At 64.4% G+C, this 15,156-nt stretch carries 15 protein-coding genes; 11 read left to right on the top strand and 4 right to left on the bottom strand.

Translation table 11 applies throughout. The annotated features are described in order from the left end of the window. Positions 1–10 precede the first annotated feature (10 nt). From HDIA_RS21385 to HDIA_RS21370, 4 genes are all read left to right on the top strand, one after another. Complete coding sequence (locus HDIA_RS21385; protein WP_099559078.1) at positions 11–1,297, top strand: aromatic ring-hydroxylating dioxygenase subunit alpha; 1,287 nt, start codon at positions 11–13, stop codon at positions 1,295–1,297. Positions 1,298–1,408: 111 nt separating this feature from the next. Continuing rightward, positions 1,409–1,927: a hypothetical protein gene (locus tag HDIA_RS21380; RefSeq protein WP_099557992.1), complete on the top strand. Its 519-nt coding sequence runs from the start codon at positions 1,409–1,411 to the stop codon at positions 1,925–1,927. A 71-nt stretch (positions 1,928–1,998) separates the two neighbouring features. Continuing rightward, positions 1,999–2,811, top strand: coding sequence for an IclR family transcriptional regulator (locus HDIA_RS21375; protein WP_245884017.1), 813 nt, complete (start codon positions 1,999–2,001; stop codon positions 2,809–2,811). A gap of 108 nt (positions 2,812–2,919) precedes the next feature. Further along, on the top strand, positions 2,920–3,930 hold the full coding sequence (locus HDIA_RS21370) for a 2Fe-2S iron-sulfur cluster-binding protein (protein WP_099557991.1): 1,011 nt from the start codon (positions 2,920–2,922) through the stop codon (positions 3,928–3,930). An 18-nt stretch (positions 3,931–3,948) separates the two neighbouring features. Here HDIA_RS21370 and HDIA_RS21365 read toward each other — a convergent pair whose 3' ends face one another. After that, the gene (locus tag HDIA_RS21365; protein ID WP_099557990.1) at positions 3,949–4,176 is read right to left on the bottom strand and encodes a hypothetical protein; all 228 of its coding nucleotides are present in this window, start codon (positions 4,174–4,176) and stop codon (positions 3,949–3,951) included. Here HDIA_RS21365 and HDIA_RS21360 point away from each other — a divergent pair. Further along, a complete protein-coding gene (locus tag HDIA_RS21360; protein WP_099557989.1) occupies positions 4,175–4,378 on the top strand; it encodes a hypothetical protein in 204 nt (67 codons plus the stop codon). The genes HDIA_RS21365 and HDIA_RS21360 overlap by 2 nt on opposite strands. Here HDIA_RS21360 and HDIA_RS21355 read toward each other — a convergent pair. Together HDIA_RS21355 and HDIA_RS21350 are read right to left on the bottom strand one after the other, a co-directional pair. Next, positions 4,358–5,056 carry a class II aldolase/adducin family protein gene (locus tag HDIA_RS21355; RefSeq protein ID WP_197708061.1) on the bottom strand — a complete coding sequence of 233 codons (699 nt, stop codon included), beginning with the start codon at positions 5,054–5,056 and terminating at the stop codon, positions 4,358–4,360. The genes HDIA_RS21360 and HDIA_RS21355 overlap by 21 nt on opposite strands. Continuing rightward, positions 5,037–6,884 (bottom strand): ethanolamine ammonia-lyase reactivating factor EutA, encoded by a 1,848-nt coding sequence (locus HDIA_RS21350; RefSeq protein WP_099557987.1) that lies wholly within the window; start codon positions 6,882–6,884, stop codon positions 5,037–5,039. The genes HDIA_RS21355 and HDIA_RS21350 overlap by 20 nt, the downstream gene beginning before the upstream one ends. 274 nt (positions 6,885–7,158) lie before the next feature. On the opposite strand from HDIA_RS21350, the gene HDIA_RS21345 reads away from it, so the two are divergent. Together HDIA_RS21345 and HDIA_RS21340 are read left to right on the top strand one after the other, a co-directional pair. Continuing rightward, positions 7,159–8,289 (top strand): cupin domain-containing protein, encoded by a 1,131-nt coding sequence (locus tag HDIA_RS21345; protein ID WP_099557986.1) that lies wholly within the window; start codon positions 7,159–7,161, stop codon positions 8,287–8,289. Between the two features lie 39 nt (positions 8,290–8,328). Then, on the top strand, positions 8,329–8,793 hold the full coding sequence (locus HDIA_RS21340; RefSeq protein ID WP_099557985.1) for a hypothetical protein: 465 nt from the start codon (positions 8,329–8,331) through the stop codon (positions 8,791–8,793). Here the strand turns inward: HDIA_RS21340 and HDIA_RS21335 are convergent. After that, entirely contained in the window at positions 8,787–9,794 is a 1,008-nt protein-coding gene (locus tag HDIA_RS21335; RefSeq protein WP_162292677.1) for a LysR substrate-binding domain-containing protein, read from the bottom strand. The genes HDIA_RS21340 and HDIA_RS21335 overlap by 7 nt on opposite strands. A gap of 364 nt (positions 9,795–10,158) precedes the next feature. On the opposite strand from HDIA_RS21335, the gene HDIA_RS21330 reads away from it, so the two are divergent. The 4 genes from HDIA_RS21330 (at position 10,159) to HDIA_RS21315 (ending at position 15,156) form a co-directional block, all read left to right on the top strand. Then, positions 10,159–11,667: a tripartite tricarboxylate transporter permease gene (locus tag HDIA_RS21330; protein WP_099557983.1), complete on the top strand. Its 1,509-nt coding sequence runs from the start codon at positions 10,159–10,161 to the stop codon at positions 11,665–11,667. Positions 11,668–11,671: 4 nt separating this feature from the next. Further along, a complete protein-coding gene (locus tag HDIA_RS21325) occupies positions 11,672–12,196 on the top strand; it encodes a tripartite tricarboxylate transporter TctB family protein (RefSeq protein WP_099557982.1) in 525 nt (174 codons plus the stop codon). A gap of 70 nt (positions 12,197–12,266) precedes the next feature. Next, entirely contained in the window at positions 12,267–13,271 is a 1,005-nt protein-coding gene (locus tag HDIA_RS21320) for a Bug family tripartite tricarboxylate transporter substrate binding protein (protein WP_099557981.1), read from the top strand. 91 nt (positions 13,272–13,362) lie between these two features. Next, positions 13,363–15,156: a thiamine pyrophosphate-binding protein gene (locus HDIA_RS21315; protein ID WP_099557980.1), complete on the top strand. Its 1,794-nt coding sequence runs from the start codon at positions 13,363–13,365 to the stop codon at positions 15,154–15,156.

The following is a 15,156-nucleotide window of genomic DNA, read 5'->3' as shown; positions in this document are numbered from 1 at the left end:
GGAAATGACCATGCTGAAGAAGGAACAGAACGATCTCCTGACCCAGACCGATCCGGGCACCGTGATGGGAGACTTCTTCCGCTGCTACTGGATTCCGGCGCTTCTGGCCGAGGAACTGCCCGAGAACGACAGCCCGCCGGTGCGGGTGAAGCTGCTCGGCGAGCGCTTGCTGGCCTTTCGCGACAGCAACGGCGACTATGGCCTGATCGACGAGTTCTGTGCCCATCGCGGCGTGTCGCTATGGTTCGGGCGCAACGAGCAGGGCGGCATCCGCTGCCCCTATCACGGCTGGAAATACGACCATACGGGCCAGTGCATCGATGTGCCGTCAGAGCCGGAAGAGAGCGGCTACTGCCAGAAGATCAAGCTGGCGGCCTATCCGCTCATCAAGGTCGGCGACGTGCTTTGGACCTATATGGGCCCGAAGGAGAACCAGCCGCCGGAGCCGGAGTGGGAGTTCGCCCGCGTCGCTCCCGAACAGACCTTCACCTCCAAGCGCTGGCAGGAGTGCAACTGGCTGCAGGCCATGGAGGGCGGCATCGATTCCAGCCACGTGTCGTGGCTTCACAGCGGCAACCTTTCCAGCGATCCGCTCTTCAAGGGCGCCCGCGGCAACAAGTACAACATGTCCGACAAGCGGCCTTTCTTCGAGGTCGTCGACAGCGAGGGCGGCCTCTTCATCGGCGCCCGCCGCAATGCCGAGGAAGGGCACTACTACTGGCGCATCACGCCCTGGGTGATGCCCTCCTTCACCATGGTGCCGCCGCGCGGCGACCATCCGGTGCACGGACATTTCTGGATCCCCATCGATGACCAGAACTGCTGGGCCTGGAGCTTCGACTACCATCCGACGCGTGCCCTCAAGGCGGAAGAACGGCAGGCGATGAAGGACGGCAAGGGCATCCACGTAACCTATGTGCCGGGCAGCTATCGTCCGCTCGCCAACAAAGACAACGATTATCTGATGGACCGCGAGGCCCAGCGCGTTGGCACCACCTATTCGGGCGTTGAGGGCATTGCCATGCAGGATGCCTCGCTGCAGGAAAGCATGGGACCGATCGTCGACCGGACGAAGGAGAACCTCGTTTCGACCGACAACGGCATCATCATGGCGAGGCACCGGCTGCTGCGGGCGGCCAAGGCGCTCAACGAAAAGGGAATCCGCCCGCCAGGCATCGACCCGAAGCACCAGCGCGTGCGTTCGGCCGCCGTCGTCCTGCCGGTCGACCAATCCTACAAGGTGGCTGCCGCCGATGCCCTGGTCGCAGAGCCGAAGAAGGCGCACTCGTCGGTGTGACCCGTGCCGGCGGCGCCCCTTGAGAGGGCCGGCGGAGCGAAAGCGGAAATCCGGGGTACGGCCCCGGATTTCGCCAGGAAAGGCCTGGACGGCCCATTGGGAGAACGAGCGATGCAACTCGGACTAAGCGAAAGTGCCCGCGTGACGACGGTCGACGAGGCCCGTTACCGGATCAACAAGCCGAACTCGCGGCCCCGGTCCTCGCGTATCATCGCGCTGGACGCGACGGGGGAGCGTGTCTTGAAGTCGCTCGCCGGCATGGCCTGGAACGACGCGAAGTTCCTCAAATACGTGCGCGCGCGGCCGGCGACGGACCAGTTGGCAAGCCTGCCGGTCGACGCGGTTCTCAAAGACCTCGACGGCAACGAGACAAGCCTCAACGCCGAGGTCGCGGGCGCCGACGTGACGATGATGCTCATTGGCAGCGGCAGCCCCGCCGGCGCGGCGGAAGTCGTCGGCAACTGCTGTTTCGTTCACGGCAAGCTGGCAACCGGCATCGTCCTCAATGCCGGCGAGGGCGGAGCGGATCTTGCCGCGACGCTCAAGGCGATCCGCCCCTATGCCGCCATGCTGGTGGTTTCGACGGCTGAGGATTACGTCGCCGAAATCCTGACGTCCCTAAGGGTTTGATCGGGCCTGTGGTTGTTTGGGAGAGCTGTGCTATGGAACGCGCGGTAGAAATCGAGCGGAACCAAGGGGACATGAAGCCCACGCGCAGCGCATCCCGCCCGGCATCGGGCAAGCCGAAGGCACAACGAAACCGGCTGTCGTCGGTGACGACGGCCATCCGTCTTCTGAAGGCCTTTTCCGAAGAAGAACCAGAAATCGGGGTCAGTGCGCTGGCGGAGCGGCTCGGCATCGCCAAGAGCACGGTTCACCGGCTCGCGGTGACGCTCGTGGCCGAGGGGCTGATGGAGCAGAATGCCGAGACCGAGCGCTATCGGCTGGGGGTCGGGCTTTTCGGCCTCGGCACGCTGGTGCGCCGGCGCATGGAGCTCTCCAGCGAGGCGCGCCCTTATCTGTTCGATCTGCGCGAACGGACCGGCGAGACCGTGCTTCTCGGCATCCCGACCGAAACCGAGATCATGTACATCTACAACCTGGAAAGCCGTCAGGCGCTCAGCATGCGCTCCGACATCGGCGTCCGGCGTCCGGGATACTGCACCGCCGTGGGGCGGGCGATTTTTGCCTATGCCCCAGAGGAGACGATCGACCAGCTTCTGACGCCGCCGCTGGCCGGCCGGACGGGACAGACGATTACCGATCCGGCGGCTCTTCGCGCGATCCTCGCCGATGTGCGGCAGCAAGGCTTTGCCATCGAGGACGAGGAGAGCGAGCCGGGGATCCGCTGCGTTGCCGCCCCCATTCGCCGGTCCGACGGGGCGATCGCCGGAGCCGTCGGCGTGGCCGGTCCCTCGGTTCGGCTTTCGCTCGAAAAACTCAACGACCTGTCCGCAACCGTGATGGCGACGGCCACGAGCATTTCGGCCCGTCTCGGCTATCTGCGGCCCTGAGCATCGGCTCGCAGAGCCTGCGGCAGGCCGGAAGGGCCGGCCCGGGGTCGGACAGGTTCCCACAATGACAGACGGTCCGCACGAGGCCGGAGAAGGGAGCATTCGACCATGGCGAGGATCGCAGTTGCGGGGACGGAACTAGGCTGGACCTGCGAGCCGGACGACACCGTGTTGCGCTCGGCGCTTCGCAGCGGCATGGGCTTTCCCTACGAATGCAATGTCGGATCGTGCGGCAATTGCCGCTTCGAGCTCATCGAGGGCGAGGTGATCCACCGGCGGGCCGATCCGCCGGGCCTGTCGGAGCGCGATCTTGCGCGTGGGCGCCGGCTCGGCTGTCAGGCGCTTCCGCAAGGCGACTGCGTCGTCAAGCTTCGGATGATGCCGCGCTATGAAAGCCGCATTCGGCCGATGCGTCAGGGCGCCGAACTGATCGCAGTGCGCGACATCACGCACGATATTCGCGAGTTCCGGTTCCGGCTGGACACGCCGCGTCCGTTCCTGGCCGGGCAATATGCCTTGCTGGAGCTTCCCGGCGCGAGCGGCGAGCGGGCCTATTCGATGAGCAACACCGATGGCCAGTCCGGCGAATGGCATTTCCAGATCAAGCGCGTGCCGGATGGCGAGGTGACCGGCCTGCTCTTCGCGGCCGCCGAACCGGGCTTCCGGATCACGCTCGACGGCCCCTACGGCATGGCCTATCTGCGCGAGGATGCCCCCCGCGACATTGTCTGCCTTGCCGGCGGGTCGGGGCTTTCGCCGATGATCTCGATCACGCGCGCTGCGGCCAGCGCGCCGGAGCTCGCGGGACGGCGCATCGACTTCATCTACGGCGGCCGCACGGCGCGCGACATTTGCGGCCGCGAAATGCTCGAGGCGCTGCCGGGCTTTGGCGAACGCATTCACTACCATCCGGTCGTTTCCGCGGCGGCCGATGCGGCCAACGATTGGAGCGGACTGCGCGGCTTTGCCCATGAAGCGGCCGAACAGCTCGTCGGCGAGCGTCTCGCGGATTGCGAAATCTACTTCGCCGGCCCCCCGGCGATGGGCGCCGCGGTCCAGCAGATGCTGGTCGCGCGCAACGTGCCGGCCGGACAGATTCATTTCGATCAGTTCTACTGAGATTTCCTGCGGCCCGGTTCAGGCTTTCCGGGCGCGGCGAGCAGGATTTCGACCGCATCCATCCTCGTCCTCACCCGCCGGATTTTCACCGGTTCGGCGGGCGATGGCTTTCGCCTTGAAAAGGCGGTCTCGCGCGCAAAAATATTGTGCTGCCAGCGGGTTGTTCTTGATCCAGATCAAGACATGCGGCGATGCGAAGAGGCCTAATTCGGACATGGCATTTGACTTGAAAAGGAGTTCGGCCATGTCCCTTTCACAGACCCGCGGCAGGCAGGCCCGCCGCTCCTCCAATGGGCTTTTCGGGCCCATCGTGAAGATATTCGACCAGCTTGATGCGGCCTGTGCCTGCGCCAATGCCATCCGCTACGGGCGCCGTCCCGACGCCGCGTCACTGAAGGCGCTGGGGATCGACGAGCATTCGTTCGATTCAGTGCATTTCGGGCTCTGATCGCGCTGGCGGCGAGGCCAGCTTGGCCTCGAAATAGTCCCACGCCTTGGCATAGAGATTGGGCCGGTCGAGATTTTTGCGCGACACGGCGATCTCATCCGCCGAGAAGCAGTAGGAACTGCCTCCCATCTGGGCGGCGAGGCACTGGCGTCTGGCATTGTCTTCCAGATACAGCGCAAGAACGGTGGCCGTTCGGATGTCCGCCGCCGCGACGATGATGCCGTGGGCGCGCAGGAGAACCGCGCGGCGATCGCCGAGACGGTCGGCGACCTCTCCGCCAAGAGTCGGCGTGTTGATCGAAAGCGGCGAGGGATAAAGCATGACGTCGCCGAGAAGCGAGGCCTGGGCGAAGACGACGGCAAAATCCAGCCCGCTGGACGACAGCAGCGTCGACCAGAACGGATGTCCGTGGACGACCGCGCCGACATCCGGCCGGCGTCGATAGATCTCCGTGTGGATGTGGACTTCCATCGGTGCGGCGTCGCAACCGGGAGCGACGGTGCCCGCCTGATCGGCTGTCACGAGGTCGTCGGCGGAAAGCCGGCTTCGGACGGACTTGCCGCTGTTGATCACAAGGCCGCCTTCGGTGCGGATGCTGGCGTGGCCGTTGAAATCGATGAGGCCGTTCGCTTCCAGAATGCGAAGGCCCGTCAGGAGGTCAGCGCGGGACGACGTCATCGCTCTTCTCATGGCCTGGGGGCGCCATTTCCTCGCCCGGCTCGTGGCTGTGCCGATGGATGCCATGGCCGTGGTCGCCATGATCGTGGTGGTCATGGGTGTGGCTGTGCGGCCCGTGACTGTGCGTCCCGTGATGGTGGTGACTGTGGCCATGACCATGGGACGAACCATCGCCGGACGCGGTGCCGGACCGATGGTGAAGGCGCTGATAGGGGCGCATGGCGCGCGGGTCCTCGTTGAAAACGAGAGACTTGATCGTCACAGGCACCGTGTGCGAGGGCAGCCGGATGCGGCCGAGGTCGATGAAGTCGAAATCCCAGAGCTGCACGCTGTCGATGACCAGGAGATCGCTGGCGATGCCGAGTTCTTCCGCGAGGATGCGGCCGAGGGTCATCGCGATGTCGCCGTCGAGCATCAGATAGATGGGCAGCGCGGCGGCTATTCTTTCGCTCAATCCGTCGCGGATACCCTCCGCGAGAATGCGCAGCAAGGGATAGTCCGGCTTCTCCGACCAGGAGAGCGCCAGCGCGAAATCGGCCCTCGCCGCGTCGAGATCGAAGGCGACGAGGTGGTCGCGTATCGCCCTGGCGATGAGGCCCGGCGAAGCGCCCTGCATGGATTCGGGAAGGAGCGGGCGGACGACCTGCAGGTTGCGACGCGGCAGCAGGTTGCCGGGATGGCTGACGAAGCTCGTGTTGCCGCTGAGCTGAACCGTGTATTCGGAGGCGCCGAGGGCCGTGGCCCGGATGCAGGCGGCGGCTGGCAGCAAGGGGATGTCGAGCCTGGCGAAGGCGTCCCGCACGGCATGACCGAGCCTTAGCCCCATGTCGCCGAAATCGCGGGTTTCGCGGCCGTAGACATATTCGCCGACACCGCCGGAGACCATGATGCCGTCGATCCGGCCGAAGTCGGTGATCGGATCGGTCAGATAGAGCTGCATGACGGCATCGGACGGCGCCGGGCCAAGCGCCTCGGCGAGCGTTCTGGCCATGAGTTCGGCGACGCGGTCGAGGTCCTCCGGCGCCGCCCGGTCGCCGAGGGCCCAGGCGAACCCCGCGCGTTCGGCGTGATGCCGTCCGGCCGGATCGAGACGTGTGATCTTGCCGTCCAGTGCGGTCACCTGCAGGCGCCCGCCGATGTGGATCGCCGCCGTGACCGTCGGCGTGCCCTTCTCGACGATCGCGAGCTTTGTCGTTCCTCCGCCGATGTCGACATTGAGGATGCGCTGGCCGGTCTCGTAGGAGAGCCGCGCCGCGCCGGACCCGTAGGCGGCCAGACGCGATTCCATGTGATGGCCGGCGCTCGCGCAGACGAATTCGCCGCCCTGCTCGGCAAGGATGCCGGCAATCGCCTCGGAGTTTTCGCGTCTGAGGGCTTCGCCGGTCAGGATCACAACGCCGGTGTCGACCGCGTCGGGCGACATGCGGGCCGCCGCGTAGGCTTCATCGATGATGGCGCCGAGGGCGGCCTCGTCGATGCGGGTGTCGCTGCGGTAGGGCGTGAGGCTGACCGGTGACTGGTAGAGGGTCTCGCGTTCAGCGACGATATAGCGGCTGGTGAGTTCCTCGCTGATGCGGCGCATCAGGACGCGCGAGAAGATCACCTGCGTGCCGGACGAGCCGATGTCCATGCCGACGCTGGTCAGCTGGACGTTATCGGAGATCCAGATCGGGTTCTCCTCCAGCGGTCCGAAATCGACGTCGTCGTGATCGTGGTCGGCGTCCGGACCATGCTCGTGGTCGAAGACATCGCCGTAAAGGTGGTCGGCGATCGTATGGCCGGCCGGGTCGTTGGGCCGCTCGTCGTCGCCGGGAACATTGCCCGCCATCCTCGTTCTCCCTGCCTGTTGCCGGTCTTGCGCGCCGGGACAATCCTAGAACGGGTGTCTCGCGTCTTCGAGCGCCGGGCCAGACCGATTGCGCGAGGGCTGCAAGATCGCAGGCGTTCGGCCACGGCTCGGCAGGTCGCCGAGCCGTTGGCTCCCATCCATTTTCGATATTTCTCGCGGTCGAACCGATCGGTTACCGCTTGGAGACATCAAGAGACGGGGGTGGACCGCCGACACGGAGCGCGCGGGCCGCTGAAGGAAAAGGAGTGTGTTCATGTCCGGCGACGCGATCGTTTCTGACGAACTGGCCAAGAAGTTCGCGACCGAAAAGGAAACACCCTATACGCGATGGGTCGCGGACGAAGGGCTCGATATCATCAGCGCCTTCTACGTGCGGAACCTTCACACGGTGGAGCTGAAACCCTGGGCGCGCCGGGGCGGCCGCGGTGTCTTCATCAATCACGACGCGTCGCGCACCTCCAATGACTGCTATGTCTGCGAGATTCCGGCGGGCGGCAAGCTCGCCCCGCAGCGGCAGCTGTTCGAGGAAATGATCATGATCCTCGACGGCACCGGATCGACGACCGTCTGGAACGACGCCGGCAAGAAGGTCAGCTTCGAATGGCAGAAGGGCGCGCTTTTTGCCATTCCCCTCAACGCCTGGCATCAGCATTTCAATGGGTCGGGGCAGGCGCCGGCGCGCTTCGTGTCCGTCACCAATGCGCCGCCAGTGATGAACCTTTACGAAGACGAGGCCTTCATCTTCAACACGGCGCATGATTTTGCCGGCCGTTTCAACGGCGAACCCGACTATTTCTCCGATCCGGGCGAACAGCAGGGACTTCTGCTCCGGACCAATTTCGTGCCCGACGCGGTCAACCTGCCGCTGATCGCCGCCAAGGAGCGCGGCGCCGGTGGCGGCCACATCCGCTTCAACATGGCGCGCGGCTCCATGAACAGCCACATTTCGCAGTTTCCCATCGGCACCTACAAGAAGGGGCACCGGCATGGTCCGGGCGCCCATGTCATCGTCCTCTCAGGCGAGGGCTACAGCCTGATGTGGCCGGAAGGCGAAGAGCCGCGGCGCTACGACTGGGAAGTCGGAACGATGATCGTGCCGCCGAACATGTGGTTCCATCAGCATTTCAACACCGGCAAGACACCGGCCCGCTATCTCGCCTTCAAGCATGAATCGGTCTCCATCCGGAATGCGCAGGGCGTTCCGAAGGCCTGGATCAGCCGCCGGATCGGCGGCGACCAGATCGACTATGCGGACGAGACTCCGGCCGTGCGCAGCCTCTTTGCCGATGCGCTCGCCCGCAACGGACTGGAGTCGCGCATGGAAACGGTCTACGAAGCGGAAAAGGCCGATCTGCCGGAGTGGCAGGCCAAGGCGGCCTCCTGAACTTCAACGGTCAGACACGACGGCGACAGGGGCAGTGCGATGTGCGGTGATGTCGAGGACGATCATTCATTCGATGACGAGATCATGGCGCGATTGCTCTATGTCGCCGGCGGACATGGCGTGAACAGCGAGACGCTGAAGGAACGGCCCGAGCCGCCTCTGCTCTCAGACAGCCAGCGGCCGGCCTACATGGAGCAGCTCTTTCGCCGGGTGCTGAACCATGCGGTCAGCGATCTCGTTGCCGTCCCGGAGGGCGAGCGGGCAGAAACGATCGCCAACCAGGCGATCGTTCTGGCCCGTCTCGCCGGCTTCCTGGCGGCTCAATTGCCGCCCGGCGACGATCTCATGCGCTCGACGCTCGAAGCGCTCCTCGACGGGCAGGCGGAGCCTGCCCGCACGGCAAAACGCCTGCACGACCAGCACCACGGCCATTCCCACGACCACGATGTGCATGACCCCCACGGGTATGACCACACGCACGGCCATATCCACCATTCTCACTGAACGTGTGACATGGGTGACATGGCCGGAACGGTATTCGGCTCCAGCGTTAGGGTCGAGGCGCGCTGGAACTGAGCGAGGATCGGCTGCCACTGGCCGCCGGAGCGCTGCTTTTCTTCTTCGACGACCGTCTTGAGGACACGCAAGGTCGCGTCGAACGCCTTGGAAATCGAGCGCCGGCGCAGATAGGCAAGGTGCAGGATCCGCTTGATCTCGGGCTGCACGATCAGGCGGCTGCCGACGAGGCCGCTGTAGATGATATTGCTCGCCGCGCCATGCGGCATGACCGAGCAGCCAAGCCCCCTGGCCACGAAATCCCGGATTGCCGGCATGGAATCGACCTCGTGGATGATCTCGGGCGTGACCTCGAGATTGCTCGCCAGGCGATCGATCTCCGTGCGGACCAGATGTGGGCGGGTCGGCAGGATCAGCCGATGCTGCAGCACTTCCGCGAGCGGGATCGTGTCGGGCTCGCGGACGCCTTCCTTCAGCGGATAGACGAAATACATGTTCTCGTTGGCGAGCGGCTCGAAGGCGAGCTGATCGGCGCCCTCGCGCGTGTTGTAGACCAGAGCCGCATCGGCGCGGTAGTTGAGCAGATATTCCACCAGCGATTCGCTCAGCGCTTCCTTCACCGTCAGATGCACGGAGGGCAGGTCGCGCGAGACACGCGCCACCAGCGGAACCGCAATCGCCTCGCGGGCGGTTGGCGTCAGGCCGATCGTGATCTTGCCGCTCGGCACCTTGAGATAGTTGGTCATTTCCTCCTTGGCGAGCTCGACATCGCGCAGGATGAGCTCGGCGTGGCGGGCAAGCAGTTCGCCGGCCTCGGTGGCGCGGACACCGCGCGAGTGGCGTTCGAGCAGCTGCAGGTCCAGCTCTTCCTCCAGCTTGCGAATGTGGAGACCGAGAGCCGGCTGCGCGACATGCACGCTCTCGGAAGCCTTTGTGATGCTGCCCTGTTCGAGGACAGCCAAGAAGAATTTGAGGCTGCGAATATCCATTGTTGTTCCTCCCAGACGTATTTTTTCCATAGCGTATCAATCTGGGAGGCCCTTTCAAGAGCCATTTTCAGTCTGGCTGGAGATGTTCCAGGCTGACATCCCCTGCGGATCGGCCATGACCGCGAGACCGCTGATCGCGGCTCGACGGGGCGCGCCAAGACGAAAACGATGGGGCTATCCAGTCCATATTGTTTTGGACAGTCAGGCCCTCGATGTCCGTAGATACCCCGATCAACCGGCGCCCGCAGATGACACCAGCTCATGACCCGAGGCGGACGGTCGCAATTGCGAAGCGCAGATCGCGCCATTCGACTTGCACAAAAACGGCTGGTCAACAGCCGCGCCAAAGGAGGAATTCGCGACGATGGTCGAGACCATGTTCGGGGCTCTCTTTCATCTATTGGGATCCCCACACATCATGGGTCTCATGCTGGTCGGGGTCGTCTGCGGCCTGCTTGTCGGCGTGACGCCCGGTATCGGAGGCAAGCTCTCGATCGCGATGGCGATTCCCTTCGTCTATGGCATGGACGCCGTCGCCGGTGCGGTCTTCCTGCTCACCATGCACGCCGTCAACGGCACCAGCGGCCAGATCTCCTCGATCATGTTCGGCATCCCGGGCGACGGCGATGACGCGGCAACCACGCTCGATGGCTATCCTCTGGCCAAGAAGGGCGAGGCGGCGCGCGCGCTCGGCGCCTCGATCACCGCCTCGGGCGTCGGGGGCATCATCGGCGCGATCGTCTTCGCGGTCCTCATCCCCTTTCTGAAACCCATCGTCTTGCAGTTCAGTCCCGCCGAGTTCTTCCTGATCGCGCTGCTCGGCATCAGCTTCATCGCCTTCCTTTCCAGCGGCGACAAGATCGTCAAGGGACTCATTGTCGGCTTCTGGGGACTGATGCTGTCGACGGTCGGCATGGATCCGCAGACGGGCACGCCGCGCTATGCCGGCGATTTCCTGTTTCTGTGGGACGGTGTGAGCCTTGTCACGGCCGTTCTCGCGCTTTTTGCCGTCCCGGAAATGCTCGCTCTCGGGGCTCGCGGCGGGTCGATCTCGAATGTCGCGGCCGAAGACAAGGACTTTTCCTACCGCCAGTTGCTTTCAGGGGTAATGGAGGTGCCGAGGCACTGGTGGCTGGTGCTTCGCACGTCGATCATCGGGGCTGTTGTGGGCATGATCCCCGGCCTCGGTGGATCGGCGGCCGCCTGGCTTTGCTATGGCCACGCCGTACAGACATCCAAGACGCCCGAACGCTTCGGTCATGGGGCGATCGAAGGCGTCATCGCGCCTGAGACGGCGAGCAACGGCAAGGAGGGCGGGTCGTTGCTGCCGACTCTCTTCTTCGGCATCCCCGGCAGTTCCGGCATGGCGGTCCTGCTTGGCGCTTTCCTGATCCTTGGCATCCAGCCCGGCGCCAAGATGATGACGGATCATCTCGATCTCGTCTGGACGCTGATCTGGGCGCTGATCGTGGGCAATCTGATCGCCGTTTCGATCCTGCTCGTCATTTGCCGCTGGATCGCGGCGCTGACCTTCATCAATGGCCGCTATCTGGTGCCGTTCATCCTGCTCTTCATCACGGTCGGCTGTTTCACGAGCGAGAACCAGTGGCAGAACCTGGTGATTCTCGTGCTCTTCAGCATCATCGGCTACGGCTTCCTGCGTGCCGGTTGGCCGCGCGCGCCCTTCGTCATCGGATTGGTCCTTGGAGGACAGGCCGAGGGATCGTTGCACCAGGCGTTGCAACTGTGGGGCTGGGGCTTCTTCCTGCGTCCGCTGTCTCTCGTGCTGATCGCCATGATCGTCGGACTGATGGCCTACGCCGTCTATCGCAATCTGCGGCCGACGCGCCGCAAGAGCGAATATGTGAGTTGATCCCATGAACAGTTTCAGCACCCGGTTCACGGTCCTCATGACGGCGCTCTTCGGCGCCATGGTGGCGATCGCTATCCTGCAGTTTCCGGCCGGCGCCCGTTTCATGCCCCTGATCGTCGGTCTGCCCGGCCTCGGCCTCTGTCTCCTGCAGCTTGGGCTCGATGCGCGCCATGCGATGGGTCGGCGGAACTATCGCTTTCGAAATGCCCAGAAGGCCGGAAAGCCGGAGGACGAGGGCCAGAAGGTCGAAAGCGAACTTGAGGGCGCGACCTTGCATCGCGAACTCGTCATGTGGGGCTATTTCCTGGGCTTCATCGCCGGCGTCCTGTGCTTCGGCTTCTATGCGGCCGTACCCGTCATGCTGACGCTGTTCCTCCGGCTTGAAGCGGACATGCGGTTGATCCGCGCCGCCGTCGTCGCGGCCATCGCGACGCTCGCTCTCTATTTCGCATTCGGGGTGGTGCTGCAGATCAGGCTGCACCCGGGCTTCTTCACACCGTCACTTCTGCAGGCCGCAGGACTGGCCTGACTCAAGGCGCGACGGCCTTGTCCGGCAGAAGACGAGGCCAAGAAAATCAAGGGGAGGGTAGGAAACGGACATGAACAGTCAATTGGGGAAATGGACGACGGCCATCGCCGCCATGGGCGCGGGCCTTTGGATCACGGCGGCTCTCGCAGGCCCGGGAGAAGATTTCTACAACGGCAAGACCGTGACCTATGTTGTCGCGACCAAGCCCGGCGGCGGCTATGACACCAATGGTCGCCTCGTCGCGCAATACATGCAGAAGTACCTGCCGGGCAGCACCTTCGTGGTGCAGAACATGCCGGGCGCAGGCCACCTCATCGGTGCGAACTACATCTACAATTCCGAGCCGGACGGCCTGACCCTGGGGACCTTCAACACAGGTCTCATCTACAGCCAGATCAAGGGCGATCCGGCGATCAAGTTCGACCTGACGAAGATGTCCTGGATCGGCAAGGTTGCCTCGGATCCCCGCGTGGTCGTCGTTTCGACGGAGTCCGGCATCAAGAGCTTCGAGGACCTGATGGCGCTCAAGGAGCCGATCAAGTTCGCCTCGGCCGGCGCTGGCAGCGCCTCGACGATCGAGACCACGCTTCTGGTCGATTCGCTCAAGATGCCCGTGCGCATCATCACCGGCTACAATGGTGGCGACGACCAGCTTGCGATCATGCGGGGCGAAGTCCAGGGCATCGTGGGATCGCGCTCGAGCTTCCAGCAGTTCGTCGATGAAGGCCATGCCCGCTTCATCGCGCAGGTAGGCGGCAGCGAGACCGACGTGCCGCAACTGTCCACCTTCGTGACGACAGACGCGGGCCGCAAAGCCGTGGCGCTTGTCGCATCGCAGGCTCAGCTGTCCCGCTTCACCGCAGGACCTCCCGGTATCGAGGAGGATCGCCTGACGGCCTTGCGCAACGCATACGCCTCGGCGACGACCGATCCGGAGTTCCTGGCCAAGGCGAAGGAACTGGGGCTCCCCATCGACCCCGCCGTTGGCGACGGCGTGCAGAAGGCGGTTGTCGAGGCTTTGGACCAGACGCCGGAGACGGTCGACTTCCTGAAGAAGGCGCTGACCGACGAATAGCCGGCATCGTGCGGAGGACGGCGGCGCTTGGCGCCGTCGCCTTTATTTCGCAGAAACTTTCGACGGGGCAAGACAACGAGGCGCGTGGCTCATGAACATCGATGTGGCTGGCGCGCCACTGGCGGGCGCGCAGGGTGAGGCGATGCCGACAGGGGTATGGCAGTCCGATGTCATCGCGGACCTCATCCGGCAATACGGATTTCCCTTCATCACGCTCAATCCGGGTGCGAGCTATCGCGGACTTCACGATTCGCTGGTCAACCACAACGGCGACACGCCGCCGATGCTGGTCTGCCAGCACGAGAAAGTGGCCGTGCAGATCGCCCACGGCTACGCCAAGGCAACCGGCGAGCCCCTTGCCGTCATCGTCCACAACGTCGTCGGCCTGCTTCATGCGACCATGGGCATCTACTATGCCTACACGGATCGGGCTCCTGTCTTTGTCATCGGTGCCACCGGCCCGATGGACGAGGGCAAGCGCCGCCCCCGTGTCGACTGGGCCCATACGGCGAACGTGCAGGGCACCCAGATCCGCGATTATGTGAAATGGGACTATCAGCCGGGCGGCATCGATGGTGTCGCCGACAGCTTTGCCCGCGCCTGGTCGATCATGATGACCGAACCGCGCGGGCCGATCTACATGTGCTATGACGCGGCGCTTCAGGAGGCCCCCCTGGAGGCGCCGGTGGTGCTGCCGTCGCCCTCTTCGGCGACGGCACCGAGCCGCATCGCACCCGATCCCGATGCGCTGGAGACGGCGGCCGACATGCTGGTTTCAGCCGACTGGCCGGTGCTGCTGCCTCAGTTCGTCGGCCGTGATCGCAACGGCTTCGCCGACATGGTCCGCCTTGCCGAGACGCTTGGCGCGCCGGTCGTCGATACGCAATGGCGGCTCAATTTTCCCACCGAGCATCCGCTGGACATGCGGATGGACAAGGATGTCTTCCGATCGGCCGACCTCATCTCGCTGCTTGACTGCCGCGACTGGGAGCGGCCGACGCACGTCAACGACCGGATCAACCGGACGCTGCAGCCGCTCTTCCCACCGAATTGCAAATGGCTCGACATCGGCTTCGCGGACATCGAGATCTCCAAATGGGCGACCGACTACCAACGCTTTCCCGAATACGACCATCGCGTTCTTGCCGATACTGCGCTGGCCCTGCCGGCGCTCGATCGCCTCTGCGCGGCACGCATCGCAGGCGACGAGCGACTTCGCCGGAAGGTGCGCGACCGGGCCGGGGCGGTGGGCGAGATGCATGCGCGGGCGCGACAGGCCTGGCGCGAGCAGGCGCTGGAGAACTGGGATGCGCAACCGATCACATTGCCGAGGCTGGCGAGCGAGGTCTGGGATCGCATTCGCACCGAGGATTGGGTGCTCACCACGAATGCCTTTGAGGACTGGGCTCTGAAGCTGTGGGATTTCGACAGGCCCTACCGGTGGCCCGGAAAGGCCCTCGGCACGGGCACGCAGATCGGAATGGCGACTGGCATCGCGCTCGCCCATCGTGGCACCGGCCGCCTTGTCGTCGATTGCCAGACCGACGGCGACCTGATGTTCGACGTCGGCGCGCTCTGGTTCGCGGCCAAGCACAAGGTCCCGTTTCTCTGCGTGATGCACAACAACCGCGCCTACTACAACGACTGGGAACACCAGATCACGGTCGCCCGCCAGCGTAAGACACCCGAGGAACGCGCCTATATCGGCATGGACATCATGGATCCGGCGCCGGACTTTTCGACCATCGCGCGCGGCTTCGGCTGGTATGCGGAAGGGCCGATCGAAGACCCCGGCGATATCGGCGGAGCGCTCGAACGCGCGATCGCCAAGGTGAAAAGCGGCGTGCCCGCGCTCGTCGACACGATCACCCAACATGCCGGTTGA

Source organism: Hartmannibacter diazotrophicus (assembly GCF_900231165.1).
Taxonomy (GTDB): Bacteria; Pseudomonadota; Alphaproteobacteria; order Rhizobiales; family Pleomorphomonadaceae; genus Hartmannibacter; species Hartmannibacter diazotrophicus.
The sequence above is the reverse complement of the archived record's forward strand: the minus strand, read 5'-3'. Positions and strand labels throughout refer to the sequence as shown.

Excerpts from the sequence above, each read along its gene's own strand:
- HDIA_RS21385 (WP_099559078.1), top strand. The coding sequence starts at position 11 with ATGCTGAAGAAGGAACAGAACGATCTCCTGACCCAGACCGATCCGGGC.
- HDIA_RS21380 (WP_099557992.1), top strand. The coding sequence starts at position 1,409 with ATGCAACTCGGACTAAGCGAAAGTGCCCGCGTGACGACGGTCGACGAG.
- HDIA_RS21375 (WP_245884017.1), top strand. The coding sequence starts at position 1,999 with ATGAAGCCCACGCGCAGCGCATCCCGCCCGGCATCGGGCAAGCCGAAG.
- HDIA_RS21370 (WP_099557991.1), top strand. The coding sequence starts at position 2,920 with ATGGCGAGGATCGCAGTTGCGGGGACGGAACTAGGCTGGACCTGCGAG.
- HDIA_RS21360 (WP_099557989.1), top strand. The coding sequence starts at position 4,175 with ATGTCCCTTTCACAGACCCGCGGCAGGCAGGCCCGCCGCTCCTCCAAT.
- HDIA_RS21365 (WP_099557990.1), bottom strand. The coding sequence starts at position 4,176 with ATGGCCGAACTCCTTTTCAAGTCAAATGCCATGTCCGAATTAGGCCTC.
- HDIA_RS21355 (WP_197708061.1), bottom strand. The coding sequence starts at position 5,056 with ATGACGTCGTCCCGCGCTGACCTCCTGACGGGCCTTCGCATTCTGGAA.
- HDIA_RS21350 (WP_099557987.1), bottom strand. The coding sequence starts at position 6,884 with ATGGCGGGCAATGTTCCCGGCGACGACGAGCGGCCCAACGACCCGGCC.
- HDIA_RS21345 (WP_099557986.1), top strand. The coding sequence starts at position 7,159 with ATGTCCGGCGACGCGATCGTTTCTGACGAACTGGCCAAGAAGTTCGCG.
- HDIA_RS21340 (WP_099557985.1), top strand. The coding sequence starts at position 8,329 with ATGTGCGGTGATGTCGAGGACGATCATTCATTCGATGACGAGATCATG.
- HDIA_RS21335 (WP_162292677.1), bottom strand. The coding sequence starts at position 9,794 with ATGGATATTCGCAGCCTCAAATTCTTCTTGGCTGTCCTCGAACAGGGC.
- HDIA_RS21330 (WP_099557983.1), top strand. The coding sequence starts at position 10,159 with ATGGTCGAGACCATGTTCGGGGCTCTCTTTCATCTATTGGGATCCCCA.
- HDIA_RS21325 (WP_099557982.1), top strand. The coding sequence starts at position 11,672 with ATGAACAGTTTCAGCACCCGGTTCACGGTCCTCATGACGGCGCTCTTC.
- HDIA_RS21320 (WP_099557981.1), top strand. The coding sequence starts at position 12,267 with ATGAACAGTCAATTGGGGAAATGGACGACGGCCATCGCCGCCATGGGC.
- HDIA_RS21315 (WP_099557980.1), top strand. The coding sequence starts at position 13,363 with ATGAACATCGATGTGGCTGGCGCGCCACTGGCGGGCGCGCAGGGTGAG.